The sequence below is a fragment of the Vibrio nigripulchritudo ATCC 27043 genome, assembly GCF_000222685.1.
GTDB classification, from domain to species: domain Bacteria; phylum Pseudomonadota; class Gammaproteobacteria; order Enterobacterales; family Vibrionaceae; genus Vibrio; species Vibrio nigripulchritudo.
In genome coordinates this window covers 1-2,025 of sequence record NZ_AFWJ01000185.1, presented here as the reverse complement: position 1 = coordinate 2,025, position 2,025 = coordinate 1, and the positions used below count along the sequence as shown (strand labels likewise).

1 protein-coding gene and 1 pseudogene are annotated in these 2,025 nt (G+C 44.9%); both read right to left on the bottom strand.

Annotation, left to right across the window (positions count from 1 at the left end):
* Positions 1-17 precede the first annotated feature (17 nt).
* Positions 18-404 carry a hypothetical protein gene (locus tag RH89_RS14570; protein ID WP_004403387.1) on the bottom strand — a complete coding sequence of 129 codons (387 nt, stop codon included), beginning with the start codon at positions 402-404 and terminating at the stop codon, positions 18-20.
* Between the two features lie 369 nt (positions 405-773).
* Positions 774-2,025, bottom strand: a pseudogene (locus RH89_RS14565) (ATP-dependent RNA helicase); the annotation flags it as partial.

Here is a 2,025-nt window from a genome sequence, read left to right as displayed (position 1 = left end):
CCATTGGCTCGCTTTTTCTACACCGTTTCCAATTCAATCAGAAACTCATCTTCCTGTAGGTCTGTAATTTTAGCGTGACCTTTTTTTCCGATATTCACTTTCTGATCCGGTTCTAGCTCGTAAGGCATGATCAATGTAATTTTACCGATGCCCTCTGCTCTGGCGAGCTTCACCAATCGAATAAGGTTGGTTTCATCACTGTTCTGTGCAGATAAAGAAGTCAACGCCTGATCCCAGATCCGGTCCTGAGGCGACTGAAGCTGATTCAGACTGTCTTTCCAGACCACTCCAAAAATGGGCGCAAAAGATTGCATGGCTTCGATAAAAGTCCATTTTCTCCGGCAAACCACACCTAAGAATGTGGTGTAGTCAAACACAATATCTGCCGTTTCTTGTTTATCCATGATGCCCCCCGACACTCAGAATACTAAAACATGCAAATTGATTTCACGCTTCATGGGTCGATTTAACCATAGAAGCGGCTTATTACCCAAGTAACCTCAAGAGGCTTGGGTAGATAACAAAAGACGCTTACCAAGCGAAAACTAAGCGTCTTTACCAACTGACATAGATCGAGTTGGCTCTAACATCACTATCAACCACAAATCTACATATATCAATATGATATAAAACAATCATCTGTTATAGCTATATTTCCTTAGAAAAGGCTATAAAAAAGTAGGGTTATTTACAACATATGAACATAGTTGAAATGATTGTGATACGGGGGTTCACCTTTAATCTATTGTCAGTTTACCAATTTTGGACCAAAGCTAGTTTTTAATATCCACGACCCGGCTGGCTTTGCGATACTGAACACGCCAGCCGCTCCATCTTGGCAATTCCCAGCGCTTGGGATCACCTTTACGTAAGCCTTGTGCGTATACGACATGGACGAGTTTTCTTGCCGCAAAGTATTCAACTGTCAGTTGCAAATCGCCAATATTCAGCCAGGTTGGAAATTCGCTGTCGAAATCTTCTCGTTCCCAATAGGGAATGCCTTCAAATGCTATGTCTTCCTGATCAAGCAACTCCATGTCTTCTAATGATTCAACACCAAGATCAGACAGTTGTTCAGTTAGCCAGCTTTCCGGGCTTTCAACTTCAAATGGTGACTCTGCTCTTCCTAACGCTTTATAGAGATTCCACGCATCAATATCAGCCCGAAGTTTGTCGGCGAATCCTTCCCAGATTTTTCCACTCAATATCGCATTGGTCACAGAAGCGAGCCCTTGTGGAACAGACAGCTTTTCGCAAATGGTTCTGCCCGCATATTGGTACTGAGAACGAATAAGAATTTCACCATCTTGCTCTAGGGTTTCGCCTTCTTCCCATTCTCCCAACTCTAGCTTTTCAATTTCTTTCAGCGCGAGCGGCAACATTATGGTCGCTAGGTTGAGTGTCTGTTTTACTCCTCTGCCGGGAATACTGTGCTGATCAAGTACTACTGCTGCTTCTTCTTTATCGGGGAAACGGGAATCGCGACCGACTGCCAGCTCACTGTAACCATTCCCTAGCGCCTGACGTCGCTTTTCCCGTCTGACAAAAACAAGCTCTGGATGTAGGCTGGCGATCCCGGAAGTAAACTCGGCTATGTTGAACCGCGAAGCAACATCAAGTTCTGGAAGAGAAAGCGCCTCTCTCATCTGCCTAGCCAACGCTTGTGCTTCTGAAAGTACTTGCTGATCCACAGTCAAAGCATCGCATTGTTCTCCGCGAATCAATTTAATTAGCGTTAGAGCATCGCATCCTCTTGACTCCCATTGATCCAGCTTTTCTCTTTTTTCTTCACCATCTGGCAGTTTGAAAAGTCTCGCTGGTGTACACAGGACAGCACTAAGATCGACCATGGCTTCCCTCAACGCCTTGGTTGGCAAACGAGTCAGCAAATCGGCATACAAGGCATCAATGGGTAACGGATAGAGTATTTTTCCATGTTCTGTAATGGCGTGGCTTGCGTCGATAGCACCCATTCTCTGTAATCTTTCTGTAGCCTGATGCACGGATTTCTCCGGCAACTCATCC

Coding starts and splice junctions, on each gene's coding strand:
- RH89_RS14570 (WP_004403387.1), bottom strand. CDS start 404: ATGGATAAACAAGAAACGGCAGATATTGTGTTTGACTACACCACATTC.